Origin of the sequence: Pseudomonas sp. NFACC13-1 (assembly GCF_900104425.1) — a bacterium.
Lineage (GTDB): Bacteria > Pseudomonadota > Gammaproteobacteria > Pseudomonadales > Pseudomonadaceae > Aquipseudomonas > Aquipseudomonas fluorescens_AA.
Genome location: NZ_FMXV01000007.1, coordinates 108,510 through 131,145, shown reverse-complemented (window position 1 = coordinate 131,145; position 22,636 = coordinate 108,510). Strand labels below are relative to the sequence as shown.

Annotated in this window: 24 protein-coding genes; 14 read left to right on the top strand and 10 right to left on the bottom strand. The window is 60.3% G+C overall.

All coding sequences use genetic code 11. The features are described from left to right. Position 1 precedes the first annotated feature (1 nt). Complete coding sequence (locus BLQ55_RS11995; RefSeq protein WP_092253973.1) at positions 2-1,441, bottom strand: HD domain-containing phosphohydrolase; 1,440 nt, start codon at positions 1,439-1,441, stop codon at positions 2-4. An 86-nt stretch (positions 1,442-1,527) separates the two neighbouring features. On the opposite strand from BLQ55_RS11995, the gene BLQ55_RS11990 reads away from it, so the two are divergent. Together BLQ55_RS11990 and BLQ55_RS32470 are read left to right on the top strand one after the other, a co-directional pair. Then, positions 1,528-2,301 (top strand): alpha/beta hydrolase, encoded by a 774-nt coding sequence (locus BLQ55_RS11990; protein WP_092196809.1) that lies wholly within the window; start codon positions 1,528-1,530, stop codon positions 2,299-2,301. Between the two features lie 45 nt (positions 2,302-2,346). After that, positions 2,347-2,913, top strand: a complete 567-nt coding sequence (locus tag BLQ55_RS32470) for a GMC family oxidoreductase N-terminal domain-containing protein (RefSeq protein WP_371128529.1) — start codon at positions 2,347-2,349, stop codon at positions 2,911-2,913. On the opposite strand, the gene BLQ55_RS11980 is transcribed toward BLQ55_RS32470, so the two are convergent. Continuing rightward, a complete protein-coding gene (locus BLQ55_RS11980; protein ID WP_092254060.1) occupies positions 2,828-3,808 on the bottom strand; it encodes an AraC family transcriptional regulator in 981 nt (326 codons plus the stop codon). The two genes, BLQ55_RS32470 and BLQ55_RS11980, sit on opposite strands and share 86 nt — an antisense overlap. A 115-nt stretch (positions 3,809-3,923) precedes the next feature. Between BLQ55_RS11980 and BLQ55_RS11975 the strand changes: the two genes are divergently transcribed. Together BLQ55_RS11975 and BLQ55_RS11970 are read left to right on the top strand one after the other, a co-directional pair. Then, complete coding sequence (locus tag BLQ55_RS11975; RefSeq protein ID WP_092253971.1) at positions 3,924-4,850, top strand: alpha/beta fold hydrolase; 927 nt, start codon at positions 3,924-3,926, stop codon at positions 4,848-4,850. 3 nt (positions 4,851-4,853) lie between these two features. Further along, positions 4,854-5,765 (top strand): alpha/beta fold hydrolase, encoded by a 912-nt coding sequence (locus BLQ55_RS11970; protein ID WP_092253969.1) that lies wholly within the window; start codon positions 4,854-4,856, stop codon positions 5,763-5,765. A gap of 2 nt (positions 5,766-5,767) precedes the next feature. Here the strand turns inward: BLQ55_RS11970 and BLQ55_RS32465 are convergent, their stop codons facing one another. Then, positions 5,768-6,235: a DUF6196 family protein gene (locus tag BLQ55_RS32465; protein ID WP_092196818.1), complete on the bottom strand. Its 468-nt coding sequence runs from the start codon at positions 6,233-6,235 to the stop codon at positions 5,768-5,770. A gap of 124 nt (positions 6,236-6,359) precedes the next feature. On the opposite strand from BLQ55_RS32465, the gene BLQ55_RS11960 reads away from it, so the two are divergent. Continuing rightward, positions 6,360-7,283 carry a LysR family transcriptional regulator gene (locus BLQ55_RS11960; RefSeq protein WP_092196821.1) on the top strand — a complete coding sequence of 308 codons (924 nt, stop codon included), beginning with the start codon at positions 6,360-6,362 and terminating at the stop codon, positions 7,281-7,283. A gap of 84 nt (positions 7,284-7,367) precedes the next feature. Here the strand turns inward: BLQ55_RS11960 and BLQ55_RS11955 are convergent, their stop codons facing one another. Further along, complete coding sequence (locus tag BLQ55_RS11955; RefSeq protein ID WP_092196824.1) at positions 7,368-8,270, bottom strand: LysR family transcriptional regulator; 903 nt, start codon at positions 8,268-8,270, stop codon at positions 7,368-7,370. Between the two features lie 94 nt (positions 8,271-8,364). On the opposite strand from BLQ55_RS11955, the gene BLQ55_RS11950 reads away from it, so the two are divergent. Further along, on the top strand, positions 8,365-9,378 hold the full coding sequence (locus BLQ55_RS11950; protein ID WP_092253967.1) for an NADP-dependent oxidoreductase: 1,014 nt from the start codon (positions 8,365-8,367) through the stop codon (positions 9,376-9,378). An 8-nt stretch (positions 9,379-9,386) separates the two neighbouring features. Here the strand turns inward: BLQ55_RS11950 and BLQ55_RS11945 are convergent, their stop codons facing one another. After that, a complete protein-coding gene (locus tag BLQ55_RS11945) occupies positions 9,387-10,133 on the bottom strand; it encodes a substrate-binding periplasmic protein (RefSeq protein WP_092253965.1) in 747 nt (248 codons plus the stop codon). A gap of 405 nt (positions 10,134-10,538) precedes the next feature. Between BLQ55_RS11945 and BLQ55_RS11940 the strand changes: the two genes are divergently transcribed. The 3 genes from BLQ55_RS11940 (at position 10,539) to BLQ55_RS11930 (ending at position 12,627) form a co-directional block, all read left to right on the top strand. Then, on the top strand, positions 10,539-10,772 hold the full coding sequence (locus BLQ55_RS11940; RefSeq protein ID WP_092253963.1) for a hypothetical protein: 234 nt from the start codon (positions 10,539-10,541) through the stop codon (positions 10,770-10,772). A 37-nt stretch (positions 10,773-10,809) separates the two neighbouring features. Next, positions 10,810-11,457, top strand: coding sequence for a VOC family protein (locus tag BLQ55_RS11935; RefSeq protein ID WP_092196836.1), 648 nt, complete (start codon positions 10,810-10,812; stop codon positions 11,455-11,457). A gap of 216 nt (positions 11,458-11,673) precedes the next feature. Next, positions 11,674-12,627, top strand: a complete 954-nt coding sequence (locus BLQ55_RS11930; RefSeq protein ID WP_092196839.1) for an alpha/beta fold hydrolase — start codon at positions 11,674-11,676, stop codon at positions 12,625-12,627. Positions 12,628-12,922: 295 nt separating this feature from the next. Here BLQ55_RS11930 and BLQ55_RS11925 read toward each other — a convergent pair whose 3' ends face one another. Beyond that, positions 12,923-13,849, bottom strand: coding sequence for a LysR family transcriptional regulator (locus BLQ55_RS11925; protein WP_092196841.1), 927 nt, complete (start codon positions 13,847-13,849; stop codon positions 12,923-12,925). A 133-nt stretch (positions 13,850-13,982) separates the two neighbouring features. On the opposite strand from BLQ55_RS11925, the gene BLQ55_RS11920 reads away from it, so the two are divergent. Then, positions 13,983-14,384: a RidA family protein gene (locus tag BLQ55_RS11920; protein ID WP_092196844.1), complete on the top strand. Its 402-nt coding sequence runs from the start codon at positions 13,983-13,985 to the stop codon at positions 14,382-14,384. Between the two features lie 207 nt (positions 14,385-14,591). Here BLQ55_RS11920 and BLQ55_RS11915 read toward each other — a convergent pair whose 3' ends face one another. The 4 genes from BLQ55_RS11915 to BLQ55_RS11900 form a co-directional block, all read right to left on the bottom strand. Beyond that, positions 14,592-15,071: a VOC family protein gene (locus BLQ55_RS11915; RefSeq protein WP_092196847.1), complete on the bottom strand. Its 480-nt coding sequence runs from the start codon at positions 15,069-15,071 to the stop codon at positions 14,592-14,594. Between the two features lie 67 nt (positions 15,072-15,138). Further along, positions 15,139-16,440: an Nramp family divalent metal transporter gene (locus BLQ55_RS11910; protein ID WP_092196850.1), complete on the bottom strand. Its 1,302-nt coding sequence runs from the start codon at positions 16,438-16,440 to the stop codon at positions 15,139-15,141. A gap of 153 nt (positions 16,441-16,593) precedes the next feature. Next, positions 16,594-16,830 carry a hypothetical protein gene (locus tag BLQ55_RS11905; protein WP_092196853.1) on the bottom strand — a complete coding sequence of 79 codons (237 nt, stop codon included), beginning with the start codon at positions 16,828-16,830 and terminating at the stop codon, positions 16,594-16,596. Continuing rightward, positions 16,823-17,611 (bottom strand): MlaA family lipoprotein, encoded by a 789-nt coding sequence (locus BLQ55_RS11900; protein ID WP_092196856.1) that lies wholly within the window; start codon positions 17,609-17,611, stop codon positions 16,823-16,825. The genes BLQ55_RS11905 and BLQ55_RS11900 overlap by 8 nt, the downstream gene beginning before the upstream one ends. 383 nt (positions 17,612-17,994) lie before the next feature. Between BLQ55_RS11900 and BLQ55_RS11895 the strand changes: the two genes are divergently transcribed. From BLQ55_RS11895 to kefC, 4 genes are all read left to right on the top strand, one after another. Then, positions 17,995-18,705 (top strand): response regulator, encoded by a 711-nt coding sequence (locus BLQ55_RS11895; RefSeq protein ID WP_092197771.1) that lies wholly within the window; start codon positions 17,995-17,997, stop codon positions 18,703-18,705. After that, the gene (locus BLQ55_RS11890) at positions 18,702-20,048 is read left to right on the top strand and encodes a sensor histidine kinase (RefSeq protein WP_092196859.1); all 1,347 of its coding nucleotides are present in this window, start codon (positions 18,702-18,704) and stop codon (positions 20,046-20,048) included. The genes BLQ55_RS11895 and BLQ55_RS11890 overlap by 4 nt, the downstream gene beginning before the upstream one ends. A 177-nt stretch (positions 20,049-20,225) precedes the next feature. Further along, entirely contained in the window at positions 20,226-20,747 is a 522-nt protein-coding gene (gene kefF / locus BLQ55_RS11885) for a glutathione-regulated potassium-efflux system oxidoreductase KefF (protein ID WP_092196862.1), read from the top strand. A gap of 1 nt (position 20,748) precedes the next feature. After that, entirely contained in the window at positions 20,749-22,575 is a 1,827-nt protein-coding gene (kefC, locus tag BLQ55_RS11880; RefSeq protein ID WP_092253961.1) for a glutathione-regulated potassium-efflux system protein KefC, read from the top strand. Positions 22,576-22,636 lie beyond the last annotated feature (61 nt).

The following is a 22,636-nucleotide window of genomic DNA, read 5'->3' as shown; positions in this document are numbered from 1 at the left end:
ATCAGGAGATCAAGCCCAGCGTCAATGCCTTCAGGGTCGCGGCAGCTCGGGTCGAGCATTCCAGTTTGCGAAATATGCTTTCCATGTGTGTGCGAACGGTGCTCGGACTGATGTCCAGCAGTCGCGCCACCTGCTTGTTACTGGCGCCACGGCTGATTTCCAGGAGTACATGACACTCCCGTGCGGTGAGTAACGAACTCTTGGGCTGATGAGTCAGACGCTCGCCACGTGCAGCGGCGATAACCGCTTCGCATACAGCCTTGTCGAACAAACCACTGGCGGCCTCCTGCTCCAGCAGTCTGGCCGCCTCCGATTCGCCGTGGGCCGCCCTCCATGGCCTGGCTTCCCTGAGTGCGACCCAGGCTACGGAAGTGGCGAACAGTCGATGCTCGGCACACAGGGCATCCCCCATCACACCTCGAAAGTAGCCACTGCCGTCGAGCCGTTCGTAGGCATGGGCGGCAATCTCCGCAGGCACGGCCAGTTCACTGATAGGCCTGAGCGCCTGTTGCGTCCAGTAGGGAACCAGGTGCACGCGCTCCGCGGCGCTATAAGGAAGCGCCCCGGCGGTGTTCCAGAGCTGGTTGGAAACGGCTGCCCGACCCAGACCGTAGACGAGCGCCGCCTTTCCGAGCGCTGTCAGGGTGGGTTCATCTAGCCCCCACAAGCGTGCAGCCTCCATGGCGACATGCGCCACCCGCCGCGAATGCCCCGCCAGCCAGGGTAGCTTCAAGTCAATCACGTCCCCCACCAATGTCAGTGAGACGGAGCGTTCGGTCTCCCCATGGACCGGGTTTTGAGAACGGCCATCCAGGTCGGCCAGCCACGCCCTGGCGTTATCCATGAGCAACGACGCGAGGCCAGCGGGATAGCGCCGATCCGACTGGTCGCGGATCCAGCGCAGCGCCGCGTCCAAGCCATGTGCTCGACTGAGAATGTCCAGATCACCGGCAAGCACCACCTGATAGGCGACCTCCGGAATGTGCTCATGGGTCAGGCCCAGCGGCCGGCCAGTCCCGTCGTAGGTTTCGAATACGCGGCACAAGCCTGCCTCGACAGCGGCCCCCAGTTCGAGGGTTTTCGCGACTTGGCCAGAGACCTCGCAGTGCACGACGGCCAGCGGGGTCGCCTGATGCACCGCGTTCATGGCCTCTTTGCTCAGGGTCAGGTCGAGCATCGCACGGCGGCCATCGACGTCATCGCCGAGCAGATCCGCAAACCCTTCGGCGTTGGCGGTGCAGCCAGACCAGCGCAGCAAGGCGACCTGCTCCGCCACCCTCAGGTGCTCGCCATCGCCGTGTGAGGCCTGCGCCAGACTGCGCGCCAGTGCGGCAACGCGTCGCGAATGCCCGAGTGGCTGGCCCATGCTGAGGTCCCCGACCTGGCCGATCGCCTGCAGCGCTGCGCTCAATGAAATGTCCAGTTGCAACGCACTCTCCATGAAAATGCCTTGGGGTCGGATAAATGACCGATGCCCACGAAGCAGGCCAGTCAGCAGAATTGAACTCCCACACAGGAGTTCATCCCATGAAAACATTCAGATCAAAAGCCGTCACCCTCGCCTTCGCCCTTGCAAGCACATTGGCCGCCGGTATCAGCCAGGCCCAAGATACAACGCCTTCGGTGGTCATCGTACACGGCGCATTCGCCGATGGCTCCGATTGGGCCAAGGTCGTGCCGCTTCTGCAGGCCAAGGGGGTTGCCGTTTCGGTCGTGCAAAACCCGCTCACCTCGCTTGCCGACGATGTCGCTGCCACGCAAAGAACGCTGGACAATCAGACGGGGCCGGTCGTGCTGGTCGGTCATTCCTGGGGCGGTACCGTGATTACCCAGGCCGGCAACGACAAGAAAGTCCGCGCCCTGGTGTATGTCGCCGCCTTCGCTCCCGATGCCGGTCAAACCAGCGGCGAACAAGGCAAAGGCGCGCCCACGCCCCCGGGCATCAGTCAGATCAAGGCTGACGGCAACGGTTTCCTCTACTTGACCCCGGAAGGCATGGCCAAGGACTTCGCCCAGGATCTTCCAGCGGCGCAGACCGCCGTGATGACCGCGACGCAAGGCCCCATCAAGGCCTCCGCGTTCGAGGACAAAACGACCGTCTCCGCCTGGAAGACCAAACCGTCCTGGTATCTGCTCGCCACCGAGGACCGGATGATCCATCCCGATGTCCAGCGTTCCGCCGCCAAGCGTATCGGCGCCACCCTGGCGCAGGTGCACACCAGCCACGTGCCCCAGCAGTCGCAGCCGGCCGAAGTGGCCAAGGTGATTCTGGAGGCCGTGAAAAGCGTCGGCGAGCAGTGACCGCCGCGGCCCCCTGATAACCCTGAACCCAACCGCTGCACCGATATGGACGGACGCATGAATCATCGGCGTGATCGGAACTACGACTTCATCGTGTGTGGTGCGGGTACGGCGGGTTGCGTGGTTGCGGCCCGCCTTGCCCAACAGGACAACGCACGCGTGTTGTTGATTGAAGCAGGCAACGAATACGCCGGCCCTGAAGGTGCAGAGCCGGCGCAGTGGCCGCTGAACCTCGGTTCAGAGCGCGACCGGGCATTCGCAGGACAACCCAATCCGCACCTCAACGGGCGTCGTCTTTCCTTGAACATGGGCAAGGGACTTGGAGGTGGCTCCAGCATCAACGTGATGGTCTGGGCACGCGGGCAGCGGATCTCGTCCTCGCAGCCCAGGGTGTCGATGCGCTGGGAACGGACCTCTTTCAGTCAAAAAAGGAACGACGCCCTCAACTGGAAGATAGCGTCAGCCAGGGAGGCAAAGCGGGACCGTCATGCCGAGGGTGCCTTGACTGCTCGCAGGGCCATGAAGATCAACCTGCAATTGTGCGCATTGTCTGGTCAGCCAGGGTGTTCGCGGCCCGGACCGCACTCGGGGACAAGCCCACCGAACGTTTGAAAGCCCGGCTAAAGGCGGCCAATGAGCCATACCCCAATTGGCTGGCGACGATTTCGACAGGTTGATGCTCTCGGCTCAGACTTAGAAAAGCCAAACGCATTCTCAAATCTGTCAGGTATCGAAGCGGAGAAACGCCTGTCGCCAGAAGAAAGCGTTGCGCAAACACCGAGCGAGACTGATTGGCTTCGTTCGCAAGCGACGCCACTGTCCAATTTTTACCGGGATGCTTGTGCATCATGACGATAGCCCTGCTCAGTCGGGGATCCCTTAACGCGCTTAACCATCCGGTGGCGCTACCGCATCCGCCTGCCACCCAACTTCGTACGATGAGCGCGGCGACCACTTCGGCAAGGCGCGCCAAAATGCCAATGTGCCCAGGTTGTAATGTGAGCGATTCCCGCTCCATTGCCTCAAGCATGGGACGGATTTCGGGTGATGTGTCCAAGAGCGTGCTCACCAGCAGAACCTCCGGCATCGCAGAAACGAGAGGCTGCATCCCGCCAAGCTCCAGTTCCATGCAGCAACTGAAGATAACCGCACCTTCCTGCGCGCTCATCTCATCGCAAGTGCCCTGCTCGCGGCGTTTACCCTCGATGACAGCGTCCAAGGCAAACGGCCTTACATCTGAAACAAGCGTGTCTTCGGTGGACAACACCCCATGGGACCCTCCACGGGGGATGAGCACGGCATCCCCGGTATCGAGCCTATACAGATCTGCGCCGGGGCTGCGCAGCCAGACGGGCCCACGTCCGACGAAATGAAACTGTGCTCGTCCTGTTTCGTTGCTGAAGCCAACCCCCAGGGGCTTGGGAATTTCTATTCTGCGAAATTGAACACCGAAAAGGCGCATGCCCATTAGCAATTCGCTGATCAGCTCACTGGAATTGGTTTGCATAGAGGGAACCTTGGAGTCTGGACGAATGATCAACATGTCCGCACCCTGGATCATAGACCGTCCTGAACCCGCGCTCTAGACTCTCCTCATCAACCTTGAGTCTGGAAGCAATCCCATGAATCACCCTCTCCTCACCCGGCTATTACGTGGCGCCTGGCTTGTCGTTTTGTTAGCTGGCCTCTCGTCAATGAGCATGGCGGCAGACAAGCGCTACACAGTGACGGCACCGGATGGGGTCAAGCTCGCGGTACAAGAGTCAGGAAACCCCGACGGTCCCACCATTATCTTCATTCATGGCTTGCTCGGGAGTCGGCTCAATTGGGAAAGGCAGACGAGTAGCCCCGCGCTGCAACGCTACCGGATGGTCACCTATGACCTGCGCGGCCATGGTCTTTCCGGTATGCCCACAAACGCGGATGCATACACCGACGGGCGCCGGTATGCCGATGACTTGGCAGCGGTGATCAAGGCAACGGGCAGCGACTATCCGGTATTGGTCGGCTGGTCGTTGGGTGGCGTGGTCATATCCAACTACCTTGCCGCTTATGGTGACGCTGACCTCGGTGGCGTCATGTATGTCGACGGTGTAATCGAACTCAACGCTGCGCTGATTACATCCCATCCCGATGTGTATAGCGGCCTGGCGTCTGACGATCTGAAGACCCACTTGAACGCTATACGTACTTTCCTTGCACTCTGCTTCCACACCCAGCCAGATGGATCGATATTCGAACTGCTGTTATCCAATGCCTCGATGGCTTCCTGGACGATGACTCGCGCCACCCCTTCAATGACTGTCTCTATCGCAGAGGGTTTGCCGAAAGCGCGTGTACCTGTCCTGATGCTGTATGGCGCAAAGGATGAGCTCGTCCAAGTTCAACCCAGCATCGCCCGCGCCAAACAGCTGAATGCCCACATCCAAACGAAGATTTATGAAAATTCGGGTCATGCCCCATTCCTGGAAGAAGCGCCACGATTCAATCAAGATCTGGCGAAGTTCATGGAGTCGGCTACCAGCGCGACAACGGGTATAGCGAGGTGACTGATGACTGATCTTCCGGGCACCACATCTGCACCGTTCTTTCCTGGATTCCGGCCTCTCGAGGTAATGGCCGGTGGTGTGCAATTCGCTGGAGCCATTGGTGGCGAAGGCCTGCCAGTTCTCCTGCTTCACGGCTACCCGCAGACTCATATCGCTTGGAGGCGGATTGCACCTGAGTTAGCGAAGAATCATACGGTGATTATCCCGGACCTTCCGGGGTATGGCTCGAGTCAGCCTCTGGAGACGACCCCAAGATGGACAAAGCGGCGTGTCGGTGATGCGCTGGTAGCTCTTATGGACGCGCTGGGCTACAGGCGATTCGCAGTGGTTGGCCATGATCGGGGAGCACGGGCTGGGTATCGCTTGGTGCTGGACCATCCCGACTCAGTCACTGCCTTCGCCTCCCTTACCGTGGTGCCCACTCTGGACGCGATGGCCTCCATGGACTTCCGCGCCGCAACCAAGGCTTTCCACTGGTTTTTATTTGCTCAGAAGGCCGATCTGCCGGAGCGCTTACTTGCAGCGGACCCGGACGCTTTCATCGATGCTGCTTTGGCGCAAATGACAGAGGGGCGAGACTTTATTGAGGCGACGGCAATGGAGGCCTATAGAGCAGCATTCCGAAAAACCTCGGTGCGTCACGCCATACTTGAAGATTATCGAGCAGCGATGGATGAAGACCTGGTACAGGACGCCGCTGACTTCGCAGCGGGTCGGAAAATACATTGTCCAGTACTGGTTCTGTGGCCCGACGCAGAACACACGAATGGCCGACCTACGCCCGCCGATATCTGGCGACGTTGGGCAACCGACGTCAGTGGTACCTCCATCGGCGGTGGGCATTTGCAGCCAGAAGACACTCCAGCGCAAGTGTTGGCCGCACTGAAGCCATTCCTTGCCCGGAGCGAAGTCTGATATCAAGGCATGAGGTCGCGTTGCGATGCAACGATCAAGGGCCCATCAACCAGAGCCTGGATCTCCCTGAAGACATCCGAGGCCAACGTGGCCGGTACGCCCCAATAGTCAAATATTCCCCCGTCATCTCGATGTTGGCCGCAAGTGACGAAAACACCCGTTCCAAAGCGCTGTTTCAGTCGAGTCGCCAACCACCCTACAAACCCACTGTTGTCTGCACCCTCTGGAAAATGGAAGCGGAAGACACCGAATAGTTCCTGGTCGACGGCATCGCAAGGGACCAGTTGACTCCATACGTTGTCATCCCGAACGAGCGCCAGCGCGTCAGGACGTACTGCGTTTGGAAAAGATGACAACGGAAACTCTAAAAACGCATACGTGCCGCTAAAGAACCGGACGCGCGCTTGGGTTGTCACGCGTAACAGTCGACGCTCCGCAGCCTCTGTCGTTTCATGCGATATGTTCACCATTCCAGCTCTCCGACCTATAAAGCGCAAGGCGCTACCTTTGATTGACCTGGGGGCATGTTAAGCGGGAAGATTTCCAAGATAAACGTTCGATATAGCGCAACATTGACAACCAAAGGTTGTAGATATGGATAAGCTGAAAAGCATGGCGGCTTTCGTTGCGGCCGCCGAATCAAGTTCTTTTTCGGCAGCGGCGGCTGTATTGGGCGTAACCCCGCAACAGATTGCCAAACAGGTCGGCAACCTGGAATCGCAGCTAGGCCTCAAACTGATCACCCGAACCACTCGCCGACAAAGCCTGACCGCCTTGGGAAAAGAATATTATCTGCGCTGCAAGGCCATCCTGAGCGACGTTGAAGACGCCGAAGCGCTGGCACTTTCAGCGAACTCAACACCGCGCGGAAAGATAAGGATCAGCGCCCCTTATAATTACGGCTCCCATCGATTAATCCCGTTCCTTACCCAATATCTGACGCGCTATCCAGAAACCGAAATTGAATTGGAATTGACAGACAGGTTTGTGAATATCGTGGAGGAGGGATACGAAGTGGTTTTCCGGCTAGGAAAACCGCGATTAGCCGACAGTGCCGCGTTGGTACAACGCGGTTTGAAACCTTTCAGGATGTTTGCCTGCGCCTCTCCAGGTTACCTGTCGCGCAAAGGGACCCCGCTCCACCCCCAGCAACTCGTGGACCATGACTGTCTGGGGTATCTGTTTTCTGATCGAATGACGGACAAGCTTTGGCGGTTTACGAAAAACAGGCAGACATTTGCGATTCCCATTGCGAGCCGACTGAAAGTCAATAACACCTTGGCCAAGGTAAACGCAGCGTTGTCGGATTTCGGCATCACGCTCTGTGTAGAGGACGTGCTTGCGCCCTACGTGCAACGTGGGGAGCTGGTCGTACTCTTCGAAGACTTCGAAGGACCTACCTACCCCGTGAACCTGATATACCCAGCCGACCGTCGTCCCTCGGCAAAGGTCAGGCGCTTCATAGACGAAGTAGTCGTCGCTCTCGGCGTGCCACAAGCCCGGAGCGGCGAGGGCTGATCTTGAACTGATGACTCGCATGTTGATCGTGGGCTATCGCTACGGCATTCGGGTAACCCTGCTGGAAAACGACGCCCCCCTCATTCAAAGCAGCTCGATCAACCTGTCGAGAAAGGCACGTACGGCCGGGTTGGTGCGCCGACTCTCGGGCCATATGGCCGTGACGTTGTGTCGGTCCACGGCAAAATCGGACAGGATCGGGATCAACTCTTGGCGCCTCACCCAGGGGGCAGCCATGAAACTCGCGGCCATTCCGATGCCTGCGCCCGCCGCAATCGTCGCGATGACGGCTTCGCTTGCGTCAACGACGATAGGAGACGACGGCAATATCTCAATCTCCTTGCCCGCCATTCGGAACGGCCAGCGAAACACCTGCCCTGTGTTTTGATAGCGCAGGTTGACCGTTTCGTGCCCCACCAGCTCATCGGGATGCCGGGGGGTACCGCACCTGGCCAAATAATCAGGCGACGCATAGCAGCAGAGCCTGTACGGCGAGAGTCGGTGCGACAGCAGGGACGAATCCGGGAGATCGCCGATCCGGACTGCAAGATCGATGCTCTCTTCGACCAGGTCCACGATGTGGTCGCTCAGCCGCAAGTCGATCATTACCTTTGGGTGGAGCTTGCGGAACGCCGTAATGACGGGAGCGATCATGTGCAGACCGATCGGCAGGGATGTCGCTATTCGCAAGGTGCCTGCGGGTTCGGAACGTGCTGACTTCGCCACCTGTTCGATCTCTTCGGCATGGCGCAACAGCTGCAACACACGCTCATGCAGTTCGCGACCTTCGGCGGTGAAACTCAGCGAGCGTGTCGTACGGGTAAAAAGGGAAAAGCCGAAATGACGTTCCAGCCGCTGGATGCTTTTGCTGATCGCAGAGGGAGAAACAGACAGGGACCGGGCTGCGGCTGTATAGCTGCCCAAGGAGCCCGCGCGGGCGAATGCGATTAAGCCAGTCAGGCTCTCGAAACCAATTTGTTCCTTCATGGCATGATTAAAACGAAACCAGGCACCATTATCAATCCTGCAGAATCATCCTACATTGGTCATCCAGGCTAAATCTCTGAGTGAGGTTATTGTGATGAACGAGATGATGAAAGCGGTGCGGCTGCACGAATTCGGTGGCCCGGACGTATTGCATTACGAAGATGCGCCTCGGCCCATGGCGAAAGCCGGCGAAGTACTGGTCCGCATCCATGCGGCAAGCCTCAACCCACCAGACCTCTACCTGCGTGACGGCTATCGGGCGCTGCCGCCTGAGTGGCAACCCCATCCAACCTTTCCGCTGATCCTGGGCACCGATGTATCCGGCGTCGTTGCCGCGGTCGGCGACGAGGTTGGCGGGATCAGCGTTGGTGACGAAGTGTTCGCAATGGTGCGTTTCCCGGAAGATCTCATGAAAGGCAGCGGCGCCTATGCCGAATATGTCTGCGTCCCTGAATCCGAACTGGCCTTCAAACCCAAGGGTATCGATCATGTCCAGGCAGCGGGTGTGCCGATGTCGCTGCTCACTGTGTGGCAGTTTCTGATTGATCCCAGCCATGACTTGCCGAACCCCTTCCAGTCGTTTCCACATACCCCCGTCCCGCTCGAAGGCAGGACAGTCCTGGTGAATGGCGCTGGAGGTGGCGTGGGGCATCTGGCGGTTCAGGTTGCCAAATGGAAAGGTGCGCGCGTGATCGCGGTCGCTTCCGGCAAGCACGAGGCGCTGCTTCGCAGCCTGGGAGCGGATGAGTTTATCGATTACACCAAGGGCGCTGCCGAAACGGTCGCACATGATGTGGATCTGGTGATCGATGCTGTCGGCGGCCCGAACATGGAACGCTTTCTGAGCGTCATCAAGCAGGGTGGCGCGCTCTTCCTGGTCAACCCCCTGGGCTTCTCGGGGCATGATGAAGCAGCCCATTGCGCGATCACGGTGTCCTCGACACAGGTGCGTTCCAATGGCGCGCAATTGGCGGAGGCCGGACGCCTGCTCGATAACGGTACCCTTCGTGTCGTTATAGACAGCACCTATCCGCTGGCCGAAGCCTCGGCTGCGCATCGGCGAGCTTCACGCGGCGGTCTCCAGGGTAAGGTGGTGCTAATCGTCTGAATGCGCTTTTATGGCCCGACCTGCCCTTCATACCGCCGCTGAATCCGCTCCAGCTCCCCTGATCGGCGCAACTGCTCCAAAGCCTTGGTCCACGCCGCGATCACTTCGTCTTCAGAGTCCAAGCTAAAAGCGATATACAACGACGAACGATAAAGCTCGAGAGGAATTTTCCGCAGCGTGCCCGGTGCGATGTTCAACTGGCGGCTGTAGTAGGCCACGCCTGCATCGGTGTCGCCGACGATGATGTCGGTGCGTCCGGCAAGCAGCATGCGATAGAGCAGCTTGCTTTCGGTGGCACTTTTGTCCAGGTTGTTAAAGCCCAGGGACAACAGCATCGTCGGCACCAGGCCGGCATGTCGCGTGGTGATCTGCGGGGCGTGCAGCAGTTGTTCCAGGGAATTCACCGGCGGCGCCTTGGCCAGTTGATAGGGGTGGATGGACTCTTCTACGATAGGCCCGACCCATTTGTACAACGTCTCGCGTTCCGGCGTGCGAAACAGGGAGTACATGATGGTCTTGGGGCGGTGCTTGAGTATTTGGGTGGCACGCATGCTGGGTTGCAGCAATACCTCGAAGTCATCCCCGGTCAGTGCCATGATGGCCCGGACGATCTCGGTGGTCATGCCGGTGAGCCGGTTGTTTTCCTGATAGTTGTACGGTGCCCATTCTTCGGTGACGATCTGATACTGCTCGGCCCTGGCAACCGTGCCGAGCAAGAGACAAAGCAGCGCTGCAGCCGATATCGAATGTCTCACGCGTACTCCTTGTGGACCGTTCGGTGTTCGTGCATGGGTGGGCCTGATTCAAGAGGGGCAAGGTAAGCATAGACCCAAACACTTGCCTGGCAGTTGACGCAGTCCACATTCCACCCCTTAGCAACCTCTGGACCTTGGTGTAGGATCAGCGCGAACCGGATACGCGGCGCTCCCCTTTCGCCCTCCTCCCTGCGACCCAGCCCACATGAATCCTATCGATCCCCTGGAGAATTACCTGCGCGGCCATAAGGCCCAGGTGATCGAGGACGACATGGATGACGAGGACTGGGACTAGAACGAGCTGCATCGTCTACAAATATTAAGCGACGGCTGCCACGGGTTTTGCTCGGGCACCGCCCGCTTTTACCCGCCCAGGATGGGCCCCCTTCTTATGAGCCTCGACCCATGAAAATCTGTGATCAATGCAGGTCCGTCATTCTTGACGAAGACGCTGCTTGCCCGCGCTGCGCCGAAAAAATGAGGCTTTCGGAAGAGGCTCTCGCCCTTACGTCCCAGCCGTCGAAAGGGTTGAAAATCCTTAAATGGGTGTGTATCAGCATGGTGGTTGCGGTGCTGGCCGCCGTGGCGGCGGTGATGTGGATCTTGCACTCGTTGGGGCCGATGCCTTCTTTTGGTTGATAATTGCAGAGACTTCCCACGGATGGACGAATGCCCCATGAAAACCACTATTGATCACCTGGTCATCGTGGCAGCGGACCTCGATACCGGCTGCGCGTTCGTGACGGGTGCGTTGGGCGTAGACCTTCAGCCGGGCGGCGTCCATTCACGCATGGGCACCCATAACAGGCTGCTCCACCTTGGCCCCGGGCTCTACCTCGAAGTGATTGCCGTGGACCCGGCCGCCATGCGTCCGGATCGGGCACGCTGGTTCGGCCTTGATCAACTGGATCCCCATTCGCCTGCACGCCTGGCGACCTGGGTTGCACGCACCGATGATATCCATACGGCGCGTGATGCCTGCCACGGCGTTGTCGGATCTGTCGAACCCATGGCGAGAGGAACATTGAATTGGCAAATAACCATTCCGGCTGATGGAAGTCTCCCCATGGCCGGATCGGTCCCCACCCTCATCCAATGGGCGCCGGGGCTTCATCCGACGGACACACTCCAGGACAAGGGCTGCTCGCTATTGGCACTGGATGTCTTTCATACGGAGCCGGAGAAAATCAAAGCGATCCTGACGGCCATGAGCTTTTCTGGCCCGGTTCATCTTCATGCACTGCAAGCACCTTCGGCCCCCTACCTGCTTGCGCATATTCACACGCCAAATGGGCTGAAAACATTACCGCTTTCAGCCGTGTGAATTAGCATCCCATGGGCCCATGCAAACACTGACGGCAACGGCGCTCAGCCACGCCTGTTCACCTCGCAACCGAAGCGAAACGCAGCTATCCGATTTTCCTATAGTTGCTATCGATGCCCACGCCGTTCTCGTCACCGGCCTCTCTCTCTAATCTGCCCACCAACGCGATCGATGACCATCGCCGCAGATCAAACCGACCTTATGGAGAGAGACACGATGAACACCTTCAACCGCACCCTGGCTGTCGCGACCCTGGCATTGGCCACCCTCAGCGCCGAGGCCGCGTCGCCGGTCCAGGTCGCTGCAAGCGCATCCGCTGTCGGCAGCGTGATCCAGTCCGCCAGCTACATCACCACCAAGGATGGCGTTCAGCTGTATTACAAGGACTGGGGCCCGCGTGATGGCCAGGTCGTGACCTTCAGCCACGGCTGGCCGCTGGACTCCGACAGCTGGGAAGGCCAGATGATGTTCCTCGCTTCGAAAGGCTATCGGGTGATTGCTCACGACCGTCGCGGTCATGGCCGCTCCAGTCAGCCTTGGGAAGGCAACGACATGGACCACTACGCCGACGACCTGGCGGCGGTGATTGAAGCGCTGGATCTCAAGAACGTGACGCTGGTGGGCTTCTCGACGGGGGGTGGTGAAGTGGCGCGTTATATCGGTCGCCACGGTACCGGTCGGGTGAAGAAAGCCGTGCTGGTTTCTTCGGTGCCACCGTTGATGCTCAAGACAGAAACCAACCCCGGCGGCTTGCCTATCGAGGTGTTCGACGGCCTGCGCAAGGCGTCCCTGGAGAACCGTTCGCAGCTGTACCTGGACATCGCCTCGGGCCCGTTCTACGGCTACAACCGCAAGGGTGCCAAACCATCCCAGGGGTTGATCCAATCGTTCTGGATGCAGGGCATGCAGGGTGGCAGCAAGAATACCTATGACTCGATTGCGGCGTTCTCGGCGACGGACTTCCGCGACGACCTGAAGAAATTCGACGTGCCGACCCTGGTCATCCATGGCGATGACGATCAGATCGTGCCCATCGACGCAGCAGGACGGGCCTCGGCGGCGCTGATCAAAGGCGCCCGGCTGATCGTCTACCCTGGCGCACCGCACGGCTTGACCGAGACGCACAAGGACCGGCTGAATCAGGATCTGCTGACCTTCCTCAAGGAATAACACAGGATCAGTTGTGAGGGGCCTGCTCGCGCAAGCGGCGGGCCTGCTTGCAAGGGTGTTGAATGGGCTGCCGTCATCGCGAGCAAGCTCGCTCCCACAGGGGGTGGTTGTGAACCCGGAATTGGCGTGCACCCAACATCAACTGTGGGAGCGAGCTTGCTCGCGATGACGGTGGAGCACGTTGCATCTATTCCTCAGACCGCCCCGTCCCCTCACGATCATGCGCATAGCCTCGGGTGAGCGCAAACGCCGAATCGGTCCATTGTGCATCTCCTCTACAACTGGACAGACAATTTCACGAAACCGGTCGATCAATGATAGGCGCATGCTGCGCCATCAGTTCCACCACCCAATCGATGAACACCCGCAGCTTGGCATTGACGTGGCGATTCGGCGGATACGCCACGTAGAGCGGCATCGGGTCGAGGTGCCAGTCTTCGAACAACTGCACCAACTCGCCTTGCGCCTGGTGACGCCGGGACATGTACGCCGGCAACCAGAGCACGCCCAGCCCCGCCAGACCGGCGGCGAGGTAGGCGTTACCGTCGTCGATGGCCAGGGCGTAGCGCCCTTTGACGTGAAGCAGTTCACTGCCACGGCGCATGGCGTAAGGCAGGGATTTACCAGTGCGCGCCCACAGGAAACCCACGGTGCGATGGTGCGAATCTTCCAGTTCACGCGGATGCGCGGGTCGACCGAACCGTGCCAGGTAACTCGGGGCGGCGAAGACGCCCAGGGCAAGATCGCCGACGCGCCGGGCCACCAGCGACTGATCCATCAGCTCACCGCCGCGCACCACGCAATCGACACTTTCATCGATCATGTCGACGATGCGATCACTGACGCCCATGTCGATCTGGATGTCCGGATAACGCTCATAGAACGCCGGCAAGGCCGGTACCAGGATCATCACTGCCAGCGGGCTCGGCACGTCCACCCGCAAGCGCCCGCGGGGTAGCGCCTGGGCGCTGGAGACGCTGGTCTCGGCATCGTCCATGTCGGCCAGCAAACGGATCACCCGCTCGTAATAAAGGGCACCGTCGGCGGTGACATTGACCTTGCGCGTGGTGCGGTTGAGCAACTTGACCCGCAACCGTGCCTCGAGCTGCTGCACCAATTGGGTCACGGTGGTCTTGCTCATGTGCAGGGTTTCCGCCGCCTTGGTGAAGCTGCCCGCCTCCACGACTCGCACGAACGCTTGCATCGCATCAAAACGATCCATTTCTGCCCCAGGTATCGATCCGATTGTTTGGAATTTACAAACAGTGATCGCCAAGGTTGCTCGTTTATCGCCAGGACACAAGCCCCTAGAGTGAGTTCATCGTTTGGAACCCACTCTTTGATGGAGGTATTTCATGACACAGCGCGATGTAGTTTTCCCGCCCGGACGCCAGGCACTGTATGAGCGCAATCGCTATTCACCGGCGATTCGTTCCAATGGTTTCCTGTTCGTATCGGGGCAAGTCGGCAGCACCGCCGACGGTTCGCCGGAACCTGGCCTGGAAGCTCAGGTACGGCTGGCGTTCAACAACCTGAAGGCGATCCTGGCCGCGGCCGACTGCAGCTTTGACGATGTGGTGGATGTGACGGTGTTCATGGTCGATCCCGAGTCGACCTTCGAACGGATCTGGAGCGTTGTGCCCGAATTCTGGGGCAGCGCGCCCCATCCGACACTGACGGCGGTGGGCGTGACGTGGTTGTATGGTTTTCAGTTCGAGATCAAGGTGATTGCCAGGTTGCCTGAGGCCACCCCGTGATGAACTGAGCTGAATGTGTAGGCGCCATCGCGAGCGAGCTCACTCCCACAGGAGATCCAGGCAAGCCGAAAAATCAAAGCCACCGATGATCGAGTGTGGGAGCGAGCTTGCTCGCGATGGCGGTGGGTCAGCTTGCATCACTGTTGGCTGTGCCGACGCCATCGCGAGCGAGCTCGCTCCCACAGGGGAATGAAAGTGCTGCGCCGGCTAGCCTTTCACCGCCGCTTCAATCGCCGCGATGTCGATCTTGGTCATTGTCATCATGGCCTCGAAGGCCCGCTTGGCGACGGCCTTGTCAGGACTGGCGACCGCTTCAAGCAACACACGCGGGCTGATCTGCCACGACAAGCCCCACTTGTCCTTGCACCAGCCACACTCGCTGGCCTGGCCGCCGTTGTCGATGATCGCGTTCCACAAGCGGTCCGTTTCGGCCTGGTCTTCAGTTGCAATCTGGAATGAAAAGGCCTCGCTGTGCTTGAACACCGGTCCGCCGTTGAGGCCGATGCAAGGGATGCCGATCACCGTGAAATCCACCGTGATCACATCACCCTCCTTGCCCGACGGATAATCGCCCGGGGCCTGATGGACGGCATTCACCGCACTGTCGGGAAACGTTTTGGCGTAGAACTGCGCCGCTTCCTGGGCATCGCCGTCGTACCAGAGGCAGATCCTGTTTTTATTGTTCATTCCGCTTCTCCAAAAGGGACTGGACGATAAAGTCTAGCAGCCCCCGAAAGTTGCAGATGACCGCATCTCAGGTAAACAGATCGACCGCCAGCTGGAACGCGACCCACAACGCCAGGCCGGTGGCAAACATCAGCGCGATGTTCTCGAACAGGTTGTTGCGATATTCCTTGTCCAGCAGGGACTTCTGGTTGGACATGATCAGCAGGCCCAGGGAAATCACCGGCAAGCCGATGATGTTCAGCGCGTTGACGCCGATGGTCAGCGTGACGAAGTCCGGCATGCCGGGGAGCGACCAGATCAGCGGCGTTACGAGAACGAACAGCATGAACCATTTGTGCATCGGATCATGGTGGAATTCTTTGCCGTAACGCTCCCGGCGCTCGGGCCGCACGTGCTGGAAGGCATCGGTGATCAGCATCGGAAACGCCGTGGTCTTGCCAGAGATGCTGGCGAACAGCGTGGCGAACACACCGACAAAGAACACGTACCAACCGATCGAGCCGAAGAACATTTCCAGGGCCTTGCCCAGATCGCCCAGGGTTTTGACCTCGATGCCGTTGGGTCGCAGGATTTCCGCACCGACGATCCAGATCGCCAGGTTGATGATGATCCCGACAAACACCGCAAACAGCAGGTCGTTACGCTGGATACGTTTGTGTTCAGGCCCCACCCAGCCCTTCTGGCGCATGACATACGGATGGACGAAGTTGGCGATGGAACCGGCCACCGCACCGATCACCGAGACGGCCACCAGCAGCGCACCGTGCACGCCTTCGTCGGGCGGAATGCTGAAGCCGATGGTGCCTTTGACGATGCCCGCGACATCCGGGCCGGACATCACCGCCAGGGCCAGGAACGCCAACGTCATGATCGCCAGCAGGCCTTTCATCACGCCTTCGATCATCGAATAGATATTGCGCCCGACGAGCATCCACACCGCCAGGACCACCGCCACCGAACACAGCAGTGGATAGTCGACCTTGAGCAACATGGCCAAGGCTTCGCCAGCCCCCTTGATCATGTAGGCATTCATCAGGTGCCCCATGAGCAGCGCATACACCAGCAGGAACCAGGCGAAAAACGGATTGAGCTGGGCATAGCCTTGCAGGATGGTCATGCCTTGGTTATTGCAGAGCTGGAAGCGCGCGATGATGTTGACGATCAGGTAGCGCAGCAGCAGAGAGACCGCCAGCACCCACATCATGGCGTAGCCGTAGTTCGCTCCGGCCACGGATGAGGTGATCAGGTCGCCAGCGCCCAGCCAGGAAAGAACGGCGATGATGCCGGGGCCGAGAAGCTTGAGCAGGCGCACGAAGCGGCCTTGCACGGGCGCCGCAGCCTTGCCTTCAGCGGAAGGGATGCTCGTCATGGATGGAATCTCCGTTTATTTTTTTTGTGAGAAACGGCCACAGTCGAACATATTAGATACGACGTCGTACAACCATTATTCATGCGTAATTATGTAAAAATGTTTCATGGTATCCGCCCCCGATGTACCGCTGTATTCAAGAGCAAATTGCCACTAATCCTTCACCTGTTCGCCGTTATCGACCAACCAGCGCACCATCTTCGGCAACGACACCCGATGTTGCTGGATGGCGCACCAACTGACGTGTTCATGGCGATACAACTCGACATAACGGTTGAGCAGCACATGGCGCCCATCCTCGGCCAAGCGCAATTCAACTTCCCGACAGTGCAATACATCCGGCTCGAGCGAGCGCATTCGCCGATGCAAGACCAACGCCTGGTTATTCATCGGCAGCGGCTCCATCCTGGCACTGGGGGTTGTCCTCCACCACCGCTCCCAACTTGCCCTGCGCGACAAATTCGGCACGCCGCTGCGCCGTGGCATCACGAAGCGCCGCGTAATAATCCGGTTCGGCCTGCAACGCGTCGGTCAGAGGCAATGCTTCGGCACGGCCATCGATAACGCCACCGACGGTGTTGATCGTGCCTAGAGTGTCGACGGTGCTGCTGTTGTCGCCGAACGGATCGACGGCAAAACTCAGCACTTTGCCCGTCGCGTCCCTCAGGTTGGCGCTGCCCAGCAACGGCAGTTCCACGGTGGGCCCGGGGGCGAGGTTCCAGACGCCGAAGGTCTGGCCGAAATCGGCCTTGTGGCGCTCGATGCCCAGCTTGCCCGACACGTCGATCAGCCCGACGATGCCCGCGGTGGTGTTGATCACGAAACGGCCCAGTGTGTTGACCGAGCGTTGGGCATTGCCTTGCAGCAGGTCGTTGATGAACACCTTGGGCTCGCCGAAGTTCGCCACGAAGTTGTGGACGCCGGCCTGGAACATCTCCGGCAGCTTGCGATAACCACGGGCCACCGGGGCCAGCGCATAGTCATCCACGGTTCGGTTGAAGGCGAATATGCCGCGGTTAACCGGTTCTGCGGGATCGTAAACGGTGTAGGTCGCGCTTTCACACGAGCCCGGCGTTGCAGCGGGCGTACTGGCGCAACCGCTGGCGAGTGCCGCCAATACAACCACGAGGGTGGATCGAACGAACGACGGAGCGGGCTTGGTGATTGGCATACAGGGTGATCTCGGCGAGGAATGGGATGCTGCCAATCAACTAAGAAACAGTGCCAGACACAGCTCTTGTGGCGAGGGGATTTATCCCCGCTGGGTTGCGAAGCGACCCTCAAACCAAACATCCCAGTGTGTCTGGTTCATTGAGTCGACAGTTTTGGGGCTGCTTCGCAACCCAGCGGGGATAAATCCCCTCGCCACAGGTTCTGTGTGGGACCGGCTATCTTTTACTGACCGACATTGAGGCCATCCTGCCGCCGTTTTCTTGCCCGCAGATTTCCGGAATATTGCCCGCTGGCAACTTTATTACCGGGTTGAAATATATGACGCGGGCCTTGGATTGACCCTAGTATCCGCTCCTGTATTCATTACCCTGCGTGCCCGCCGTGAGCCATTTATTACTGGTGGACGATGACCTCGAAGTCCTCGCCCTCTTGCGCAAGTTCCTCGAACAACATGGCTACAGCGTGGATGTGGCCGCCGACGGCAACGCCCTGTGGCAGGCGGTGGAGCGCCGGGTACCAGACCTGATCATCCTCGACGTCATGTTGCCGGGCGACAACGGGCTGGTGCTGTGCCAACGGCTGCGGGCCGAGCACACGGTCGGCATCATCATGCTCACCGCCATGGGCGAGTTGAGTGATCGCGTCGTCGGCCTGGAGCTGGGGGCGGACGATTACCTGACCAAGCCCTTCGATGCGCGGGAGCTGTTGGCCCGGGTGCGTGCCGTGCTGCGGCGCACCGGTGAAGCCAGGGCCGCGTCGAGCGACGCCTCCCGGCCCATCCTGGAGTTCGAAAACTGGCAACTGGACGTCACCCGCCGCGAGCTGCGCTCACCGGACAAGGTCATGATCCCGCTGTCCACCGGCGAGTTCGAACTGCTGCTGGTGTTTGCCGAACACCCGCGCCGGGTGCTGACTCGCCAACAGTTGCTGGACCTGGCCCGCGGCGAAACCTTCGAGGCGTTCGACCGCAGCATCGACGTCCAGGTCAGCCGCCTGCGGCGCAAATTGGAGACCGACATCACCGGTGCATCGATGATCCGCACGGTGCGCAACAGCGGCTACCTCTTCAGCCCTCACGTGGTGAAACGATGAAACCCTCGCGCTCGAGCGCTCAACGTCCACGGGACACGGTGGCGCGCTGGATCGCCCTGACCACCATGATCGCCATGCTGACCTTGCTGGCCCTCAACGAACTGTTCAGCCTGCTGGCCGGTGCCTGGGCGCGCCCTCCCCTCATGGAAACCGGCCTGATGGAAAGGGCCGCCGCCATCACCCGCATCATCGACTCCGTCGCCCCCGCACAACGCCCCGCGATTGCCGCGGCCGCCAGCGACCAGGCGTTCGACGCGCACTGGTTGCAGCGGCATGAAGAGGCGCGCTTGCCGGTGATCGACGACCCGGAGTTCAGTGAGGGTTCGGTGCTCCTGCGCCAGCAATTGGGCCGGCCGGACGCCAGGATCGAGGCCTACGAACCGGGCGACTGGCCGGCCGGCCAACCGGATGCGCGCTACGCGGTGATCATCGAACTGACCGACCATTCGTGGGTGATCTTCTCCGTGCCGTCGCGCAGTTGGGGGCTGAGCGAATGGGCGCGCAACGGGATCATCATCGCGCTGATTCTGCTCTCGACCTTGATCGTCGCGCTGATCGCCACCCGGCACCTGGCCGCACCGCTGGAACGCTTCGCCGAAGGCGCCCGACGCTTTGGCGTCGATCACCAGGCGCCACCGATTCCGGTCATCGGCCCCCACGAAATCCGCCAGGCGATCCTCGCGTTCAACGCCATGCAGGCCCAGCTCAAGCACTTCCTGCAGGACCGCACCCAGATGCTCGCCGCCATCTCCCATGACTTGCGCGCGCCGCTGACCCGCATGCGCCTGCGCGGGGAGTTCATCGAGGATGCCGAGCAGCAATCGCGTTTGTTCAGGGACGTGGACGAAATGCAGGCGATGGTCAACTCGGCCCTGGAGTTCTTTCGCGACGATGCCCGGCTTGAACATGCCACCGCGTTCGACCTGGCCGAGCTGCTGCACACCCTCGTCGATGATCTCAAGGACGCCGGCACGGAGGTTGGGTTCGAAGGCACCCAGCGCTTGGTGTATGTCGGTCGGCCCATCGGCATCAAGCGTGCCTTGGTCAACCTGATCGACAATGCGATCAAATATGGCGGCGAGCCGACGGTTCGACTCGAAGCCGACGCCCACCGTGTGGACATCCGCATCCTGGACCGAGGACCTGGCATCGCCGCCCAATACCTTGAGCAAGTCTTCACGCCGTTCTTTCGCATCGAAGGTTCTCGCAACAAGCACACCGGCGGCGTCGGGCTCGGCCTGTCGGCGGCCCGGGCGACGGTGCTGGAGCATGGCGGGACGCTGACCCTGCGCAATCGCAAGGGTGGCGGATTGGAGGCCAGGGTCTCGCTGCCGCTTGACTGAAAGTCCCGATGTGTCGATCCGCGCTAAACAATCGGCGCCTTCCTCGGTAGGATGTCCGGCCTTTCCGGCCTCTCCCCTGTCCCGGGAAGGCGCTCTTGTTTGTATCGCTCGACCCAGTGCCATCGTTCGCGCCCACGACAGACAAGAATCGACGGAGCCAAACCAAGGAGTTCACCGATGATTCTTATCATTTACGCGCACCCCTACCCCGACCAGTCGCGGGTCAATCAGCAGATGCTCAAGCGAGCATCGAGCCACCCGGACGTGGTCATACGTTCGCTCTATGCGCTTTATCCCGACTTCGATATCGACGTCGAGGCGGAACAGCGCGCGGTGGAACAAGCAGAGCTTGTCGTCCTCCAGCACCCGATGTACTGGTACAGCTCCCCGCCCTTGCTGAAACTGTGGATCGATAAAGTCTTCACCCACGGCTGGGCCTATGGCAAAGGCACCACGGTTCTCAAGGACAAGCGCCTGCTGTGGGCCGTGACCACCGGCGGCGATCAGGCGCATTTCCAGATCGGCGACTACCCGGGTTTTGCCGCGCTGGCCCAACCCCTCCACGCCACGGCCATCTATTGCGGCATGCGCTGGCTGGAACCGGTCGTCGTGCATGGCGCCTATGCCGCCGAAGCGGATGCCCAACACGCCCAGATCGAACACTATGCCGCTCGCCTGGCCGCCTGGAAGGAAGATTGAAGTGGAAACTCACAGCCTGATTGAAATGCTCATCTACCTGGCCTCGGCGACGCTGATCGTACCGATTGCCGTTCGATTCGGCCTGGGCCCGGTGTTGGGTTATCTATTGGCCGGGTGCATCATCGGCCCGTGGGGGCTGAAGCTGATTACCGACGTCAAGGCCATCCTGGAGTTCGCTGAAATCGGCGTAGTGCTGATGCTTTTCATCATCGGCCTCGAGCTCGACCCCAAACGGCTCTGGGCCCTGCGCCGGATGGTGTTTGGTGGCGGTGCCCTGCAGATGCTCGCTTGTGGCACTGCCATTGGCTTGTTCTGCACGGCCTTGGGCCTGAATTGGACGGCAGCGTTGCTGGTCGGCCTGACCCTGAGCCTGTCCTCCACGGCCATTGCCATGCAGGCCATGAGCGAACGCAACCTGACCGCCACCGCGGTCGGGCGCAGCAGCTTTGCCGTGCTGCTGTTCCAGGACATCGCGGCGATTCCGCTGGTGGCGATGATCCCGTTGTTGTCGGCCCACGGTGATACACCTTCGGGCACCGCGCTGTTGCTATCAATTGGCAAAATCGTCGCCGCCATCGCCATCGTCGTGCTGTTGGGGCGCTACGTGACGCGACCGCTGCTGCGCTTCGCCGCACGCTCAGGCTTGCGGGAGATTTTCAGTGCCGTCGCGCTTTTTCTGGTGTTCGGCTTCGGCTTTCTGCTGGAGGAAGCTGGCCTGTCGATGGCCATGGGCGCGTTCCTCGCCGGGGTGCTGCTCGCCAGCTCCGAATACCGACATGCCCTGGAGAGCGACATCGAGCCCTTCAAGGGCCTGCTGTTGGGTCTGTTTTTCATCGGCGTCGGCATGTCGATCGATTTCGGCACCCTGGTCGACGCACCGCTGAAAGTCATCACCCTGACCCTGGGTTTCATCCTGATCAAGCTGCTGGTGATCAAGATGGCGGGCCGCTTCCTCAACGTCCCCGCCGGCCAGCGCTCCTGGCAGGCGGTGTTGCTGGGCCAGGGCAGCGAGTTCGCCTTCGTGGTGTTTGGCGCGGCGACCGTGGCCGGCATCCTGACCGATCAATGGGGCAAGAGCCTGACCCTGGCGGTGGCCTTGTCCATGTGCCTGACGCCCTTGTTGATCCTGCTGCTGGATCGCTTCGAGTCCGTCACCCGGAAAAACAAACGCGAATCCGACCTCGTCGACCAGCAGACCCCACGGGTGATCATCGCCGGGTTCGGCCGCTTCGGGCAGATCGCCGGACGCCTGCTGATGTCCTGCGGCGTCGACGTGGTGGTACTGGATCACGACCCTGACAACATCGAGACGCTACGCAAGTTCGGGGTGAAAGTCTTTTATGGCGATGCCACGCGCCTCGACTTGCTGCATGCGGCCGGCGCGGCCCAAGCGGTGGTGTTGATCAACGCGATCGACAACCAGGAAGACAACCTGACGCTGACCCGGCTGGCCCAGGAGCACTTCCCCGCCTTGCAACTGATCGTGCGGGCGCGGGACATGAGCCACCTCATCACCCTGCGGCAGATGGGTGTGGAGGCGGCCGAGCGGGAAACCTTCGAGAGTGCGCTGGCATTGGGTCGCAGTGCGCTGGAGCACATGGGGGTCGGGGCTTACGAAGCGCGTGAACGGGCGGATCAGTTCCGGCGGCTGAACCTCAAGATGCTGGCGGAGATCGTCGCCCAGCCGGAAGACGACCTCACGTTCCGCCACGACGCCTACCGACGCGCCAATGCGCTGCTCACGGAGATGTTCAACGAAGACCGTGCCCACCCCGTCGACAGCTGGCCGGAACACCATCGCAACGAAACCGACAAGACGCCGGATTGACCGGCGTCATACGCGCCCGAACTTGCGCCGGTATCCCGCCGGCGTCAGCCCGGTCAGCGCC